Genomic DNA, 6,691 nt, shown 5'->3' with positions numbered 1-6,691 from the left:
ATTCAGACAGTATAGCACCGTTTTAGGTAGCTTCCCTGTAGAATTGACTGAATCCAGGAAGCGGGACAATGGCTTTGCGAGTAAGGAATCTCCAGGTGAATCATACCCGCTGTCCCTGCCTATTTGCTGGAACATTTTCGTATTGTTGTTTCTTAAAGCTCCAAGGTGGAACTGCATCGCCCAATCCTTTTCGAAATACCGTTCAGCTAAGAACTGCAGCGTATACGTCCGGAACTGGTCCGCTTCTATTTTCGTTATACCCTCGCCTCTTAACCGCTTTTGAAAAACATCGGATACCTGCTTCTCTGAGGCTTCTTCATAGTACATTTCACTGATGCCATGGTCAGAAGCTCTGCATCCATGCTGATCAAAATAATCAACACGGTCAGAAAGAGCCTGGAGAAAACTTAGATACCCATTTACTTCTTTACCAGCTGCTCGTTCAAGCTTTTTCAGCCATCTGTCAAATTGACTACTTTCAATATCCAGGCCTTTGTCCGGGCGAAAGGACGGCGCTACTTGTACTGATAATTTTTCATCCAGCAGACGTTTATGATGATCTAAGGGGTCAGTCGGATCATCGGTGGTCCCTACAAATTCTACTTTGTCATGGACCAATAGTTGACGAGGATGCATATGTTCTTTTTGCAGTTCTCTGTTGGTGATATCCCAAATTTCTTTCGCATTTTTATTTGATAGAACTTCGTCAATTCCGAAGTAGCGCTTGAGTTCCATTTGCGTCCAATGAAACAGTGGATTACCCAATGTATTCGGGACAGTTTCTGCCCAGGCTTCAAACTTCTCCCATGGACTTGCTTCTCCCGAAACATAGTATTCATGGATGCCATTAGCTCTCATAAGCCTCCATTTATAATGATCTCCCCCAAGCCAAATATCTGTGATCGTTTCATATGGAGTGTTGTCTGCTATCTCAATCGGAGACAAATGATTATGAAAATCAATGATGGGAAGTTCCTTTGCATACTCATGATACAACTCTGCTGCATAGTCATTCGTTAATAAAAAATCGTCTGCAATGATTTTCGTCATACTTGGCCCCCTTCTATTAGACTTACCTGATAACTAAAGGTCTCACGTAATTGAACTCCGTTTACCCAAATCGTACGTTCCTCTGTTTGAGGAAATTGCAGAGCAATCCCTTCAAACGGAACCTCATACTTCCCGGTAATTCCGACCAATACCTCGATGTGCTCCGCCGATGTTTTCATTTGGACTTCAATCCAGCTCTGCTCTCCATCTTGATACGATAATGTCACTCCGTCGTCTTCATAAAAGGACTTAGCCAACTCTGAGTTTCCTTTAGGAGGATATATGAGCAAGCCGCGTTCCTCTTGCTGATTACTTGAAAAAGAAATCTCTCCTGACCTTACAGGAAAAACGGCACCTGCCTGAGCAAATAAAGGAATCGTAGACAATGACGCTTCCACGGTGAGACTCTGTCCACCTTCGTACCATTTTCTTGAGTTCACGTCATACCATCCATAATCATTCTTAGGAAGGTATACGTTGCGTTCCCGCTGACCTTTATCCATCACGTTCGCAACGAGAAGGTCCTTACCAACCAGGAACTCATCGTTCTCTACAAACGTATGGGAATCTTCTTCAAAATGATAAAAAGTCGGGGCTAAAATCGGTTCATCCTCTTTATGAGCTAAATACATAAGGTGATATAAGTAAGGAGTCCATTTCACTCTTTCTTTCATCCAATGACGTATTTCTTCCATATATTCTGGGTACATCCAGGGAACGTTCACGGTTTGATCGTCGTTCCAGGAATGGATCGTAAAACGCGGATGAAAAATCCCATTTTGAATCCAGCGAATCAATAATTCAGGTTCAGGTGCCTCTCCTGCAAAACCACCTACATCATGACCGAAGTTATAAATGCCAGATAAGCTTAAACTAAGTCCCATTTTCAAGTTATAGCGAATCGTTTTCCATTCCGTGAAATTATCCCCAGACCATGTTTGTACGTACCGCTGCATACCGGGACCACCAGATCTAGAAATAAGGTAAGGTCTCTTTTCAGCGTTGTGCTCTTTCTGCGCTTCATAAGATGCCTTCATCATGAGCAGCGTTTGAATAGGCTTTATCAATGACACAGGAACTCGTTGCCCAAACCCATGGGCTAAAGCTCTTTCATCCCAAATTTCATACTCATTGTTATCATTCCAAGTGGAATCAATCCCATATGAGAGTAACGTTTCTTTTACTTTAGTTTTCCACCAATTAATCGTTAATGGATTAGTAAAATCTAAATAGGATCCGAGGGCATCCCAAAATTGCGAGATTTCAGGCAGTTCTCCTGATTGATCTTTAATAAATAATCCTTTATTTTTTGCTTCCTCATAATTAGGGTGATCATCCAGAAGGACAGGCTTAATGTTGGCACAGACAGAAATGCCATTTTCGTGAAAATAATCATTTAATTCTACAGGATCAGGAATTTTCGAATGATTCCAGTTAAACACGTACCGTTTATCTCCTATGGACGTGTATCCTGAAGACAACTGAAAGGAATCGCATGGAATATCATACTCTTCACAGGAATCCACAAATTTCTTTAATTGTACTTGCGCATCTGGAGCATCCGTATAAGTCATAGTGGAACCTGAATAACCCAAACTCCATTTTGGCGGGAACAAGGTTTTACCCGTCAACCAGGTATAACGGGTGACTACATCCTTAATCGCTGGACCTAGTATGAAATAATAATCTAAGTCACCTTTTTTCGCCTGGTAATACCGGTACAATCCGTGATAATTATCAAGTTCAGCACCCATATCAAATATACTGTCGGAATAATTATCGTAATAAACCCCATAGGATGCTTGTGATGTATGAACGAGATAAAATGGAATAAATTTATAAAGCGGATCCGTATGCTCTGCGTCATACCCCATGGCATCTATCGTACGCATTTGGTACCGCTTATGATGACGGTTCATCATTCCGCCTTTTTCACCTAGTCCATAATATAAATCCGAAGAATCCCGTTCCATATAATGAAAGACGCCATCCCCTAATTGCTGATTAAAGTTATAGCTCTGTGTCTTCCGATCTCCGGCAATTTTCTCCCAATGTCCCTCTTTTTTCTGATACCAATCAATGGCGAATCCTTCGAGATGCACAACCGCTTTCAATAGTTTGGTAGAAATATGGAGAGTACCACCGACTTCTTCTACCCCATACTCAGGAAGGGTGAATGGCGTTAAATCAAATCGATCCCTTCCTTCAAATGGGACATCCTCCATCCCCGGTGCAATCGACCAAGTCTGATTCATGCGATATTCTTCATCTGCGGCATGATAGATGCGCATCATGTCTGCTTCGAGAATAAATAAATGCACCTTGTTGTTATGGCTGGTAAACTCTACAAGGTTCTTCTCTTTTTGTTCATATGAGAATGTTTCCTTTTTAATCAAATTAATCCCCTCTTTCCTCGCTTACAACAGTCCGAATAGTCTAGGCAGTGCCAGACTAAACCAAGGCACATAGGTAACCAACATAAGCATAATGATTAAAGCAATGAACATTTTTGTTAATGGTCTTAAGACTGACTCAATCGATACGTCTGCCACACTACACCCTACAAATAGAGCACTTCCTACTGGAGGAGTCATAATTCCTATACATAAGTTAAATACAAGAACGATACCAAAGTGTACCGGATCCATTCCCAGCTGTAGAGCAATTGGCAGGAAGATTGGTGTGAAGATTAACACTGCTGGAGTTAAGTCCATAAATGTACCGACGATAAGTAAAATGATGTTCATGATGAATAAAATTACAATCGGATTGCTGGACGTCTGAAGCAGTAAGTCACTGATTGCGGTAGGAATTCCAGTAAACGCCATCACCCAGGACATAATAGATGAAGCTCCTACAAGGAATAAAACGATTCCTGTCATGACTACCGTTTCTTTTAAAATGTCTGGAATATCCTTTAATTTTATCTCCCGATAGATAGCCGCTAAAATGATAGAGTACAGAACGGCCACTGCCGCTCCTTCCGTTGCCGTAAAAATCCCCGCGACAATTCCGCCAATTACAATAACAATAAGCAGCAAACTGGGAATGGCATCTAATACCACCTTAAGCCCTTGAGAAAAAGAAGGTCGTTCGGCTACCGGATAAGATTCTTTTCTTGCGATGATATAAGCTACGATCATAACTGCCAGTCCCATAAGAATGCCTGGGATATATCCAGCCATAAATAAAGCAGAGATGGACGTTCCGCCACTCACTAAAGAATATAAAATCAGTACCCCGCTAGGCGGGATGAGCAAGCCTGCCGGTGACGAAGCAATATTAACGGCAGCTGAATAGGATTTATTGTATCCTTCTTTCTCCTGCAGTGGAGTCATTACCCTGCCAATGGCAGCAGCGGCAGCAACTGCGGATCCTGAAATGGACCCAAATAACATGTTTCCCACGACATTCGTGTGAGCTAATGACCCAGGCAGGCGGCCGCCAATAAGTTTTGCTAAATTAATCAGCCTGATCGCAATACCGCCATTATTCATAATGCTTCCTGAAAGAATAAAGAAAATAACAGCAAGAAGAGCAAAGCTATTTATCCCCTGGACCATTTTCTGGGCAGCGGTAAATACGGCAACATCCATTGGAACTACGGTCAGAGCCGTAACGAACGAAGAGACCCCGATTCCTACAGAAATAGGAACCCCTAAAGCAAGCAGGAGAAAAAATACTCCAAATAACAGGATGGTGGCTTGTAACACAGTATCCATGAATGACTACTCCTTTCCGTTCAATTCTTGTTGATATTCTTTTATGAGAAGCAGCTTATAGATAACAATGAGAACACCACTTACTGGTAAGATGGCATAGACCACTCCCATAGGAACGTTTAAAATGGGTGTTCGCTGGGTCATTGTGGTCTGCACAACTTCCATCCCTCCCTTGAACATCACGAGAATCGCAAAAGCTAAAATAAACAAGTCATTGATAATCCGTACACTTAATCGGCTTTTCCCTTTGAATTTCTCTTTTATGAAAGTAATCGACAGGTGTTGATTCGATCCAAAGGCATAAGTGGCCCCAAGAATTGCTGTCCACACAAGTAAAAATCGCAGAAGTTCACCAGTAAATGTACTTGGGGCATTAAACAAATAGCGGCTTGCCACTTGCCAGATTGCTCCTGCCACCAATACAAAAGTAAAAATCGTTGTGAGCGTTAGAATAAATCGATCCAGTACCATTTTTATTCGGTCTATCATAATATTCCCTCCTCTATTTCAGTCGTGTGTCAGCGACTTTTACCGTTTGAACAGCTTAGTTAGGATGTCGATGAAAATCGTATCAACCACCCTAAGAATCCCCATCAGACCGACCAGAGTAGACCGGTATGTACAGAAGACGCCAAACCAATGCTAAACCATGTGTCATTCACCCTTGATTGATTATCTCTATCTCAGAAATCTCCTAAGCTCATTTACCGTCTGGTTTATCTTTGTGCCCTTTGGATAGCATTTGGCTGCGTCTCTTATTCTGCAAGTAATCTCTTTACCTCACTGATTTATTTCATACTCTTAATTTCATCAATTATTTTAGCGATATCTTTATCTTTCTTAAATTCATCGTACATAGGCTGTACCGCCTCAATAAATGGCTCTTTGTCCACATCATAAAACTTAACGCCCATGTCTTTAGCTTCTTCTACAGCTTGATCAATGGCTTTGTTCCAGATTTCTGTATGATACTTCGTGGCATCCTGAGCAGCTTCTTTAAACGCTTTTTGCTGATCCTTCGTTAAGCTCTCCCAAGTTTTCTCACTAATCACAGCAATATCAGGAATCATTGTGTGTTCATTTTTAGAAAATGCTTTTGCAACTTCCCCGTGTTTACCAGTCGTTAAAGCAGTTGGATTACTCTCTGCTCCATCCACAACCCCTTGTTGAAGAGCAGTATAAATCTCTCCATAAGGCATAGGAGTTGGGGTTCCGCCCATAAGTTTCACCATTTCTATGGCAGTCGGACTATCCATCACTCGAATTTTCAACCCCTTTAAATCGTCAGGAGTTTTAATGGGGGTATCCTTGGTATAGAAGCTTCGAGCGCCCGAGTCAAAATAGGTGAGACCGACGAAACCTTTATCTTTAGTAGATTGATAAATCCCCTGAGCAACATCTGAATCCATGACTTTACGATAGTGGTCTTTGCTTTCAAAGATATAAGGAAGAGAAAACACAGAATATTCCTTAGAAAAACTTTCAAGAGCACCTGCGCTCACCTTCGTCATATCTACTGCTCCACTTTGTACTTGTTCAAGAACCTCTTTCTCACTGCCAAGTACGCCATTTGGATAAATTTTAATCGTAACTTCTCCATTGGTTTTTTCTTTCACTTCATCTGCAAATTTCTCTAATGCCTTATTAACCGGATGGTCCTTACCTAAGTTGTGAGCGAGTTTTAATTGCTTTGAATCTCCATTACCTGAATCACCACCAGCAGTTTTCGAATCTGAATCTCCACACCCTGCAAGTAGTGCGACGCTAACGATAATCATTAGAACGAGCATAAATAGCTTTTTCACCTTTACATTCTCCCCTTCCAAATTAGATGACTACGCTTACAAAAACTTAGTTTGTTTACACAACAAACTCTTAGTTATATACTAAAAGTAAGCAAATGAAATTTCAAGAGTTTT

At 41.4% G+C, this 6,691-nt stretch carries 5 protein-coding genes; all 5 read right to left on the bottom strand.

Annotation, left to right across the window (positions count from 1 at the left end):
- The coding region (gene uxaC / locus Q7A53_RS16285; RefSeq protein WP_411790241.1) for a glucuronate isomerase at nt 1-1,050 on the bottom strand (1,050 nt) is incomplete at its 3' end.
- Nucleotides 1,047-3,446, bottom strand: a complete 2,400-nt coding sequence (locus Q7A53_RS16280; protein WP_411790240.1) for a glycoside hydrolase family 31 protein — start codon at nt 3,444-3,446, stop codon at nt 1,047-1,049. The genes Q7A53_RS16280 and uxaC, both read right to left, overlap by 4 nt.
- Before the next feature lie 21 nt (nt 3,447-3,467).
- Nucleotides 3,468-4,772: a TRAP transporter large permease gene (locus tag Q7A53_RS16275; RefSeq protein ID WP_411790239.1), complete on the bottom strand. Its 1,305-nt coding sequence runs from the start codon at nt 4,770-4,772 to the stop codon at nt 3,468-3,470.
- A 6-nt stretch (nt 4,773-4,778) separates the two neighbouring features.
- Nucleotides 4,779-5,261, bottom strand: coding sequence for a TRAP transporter small permease (locus Q7A53_RS16270; RefSeq protein ID WP_411790238.1), 483 nt, complete (start codon nt 5,259-5,261; stop codon nt 4,779-4,781).
- A 299-nt stretch (nt 5,262-5,560) separates the two neighbouring features.
- Nucleotides 5,561-6,577, bottom strand: a complete 1,017-nt coding sequence (locus tag Q7A53_RS16265; RefSeq protein ID WP_411790237.1) for a TRAP transporter substrate-binding protein — start codon at nt 6,575-6,577, stop codon at nt 5,561-5,563.
- Nucleotides 6,578-6,691 lie beyond the last annotated feature (114 nt).

This window comes from Halobacillus rhizosphaerae (assembly GCF_046719735.1).
GTDB classification, from domain to species: domain Bacteria; phylum Bacillota; class Bacilli; order Bacillales; family Halobacillaceae; genus Halobacillus_B; species Halobacillus_B rhizosphaerae.
This window is presented reverse-complemented; position numbering and strand designations above follow the sequence as displayed.

Coding starts and splice junctions, on each gene's coding strand:
- Q7A53_RS16275 (WP_411790239.1), bottom strand. CDS start 4,772: ATGGATACTGTGTTACAAGCCACCATCCTGTTATTTGGAGTATTTTTT.
- Q7A53_RS16270 (WP_411790238.1), bottom strand. CDS start 5,261: ATGATAGACCGAATAAAAATGGTACTGGATCGATTTATTCTAACGCTC.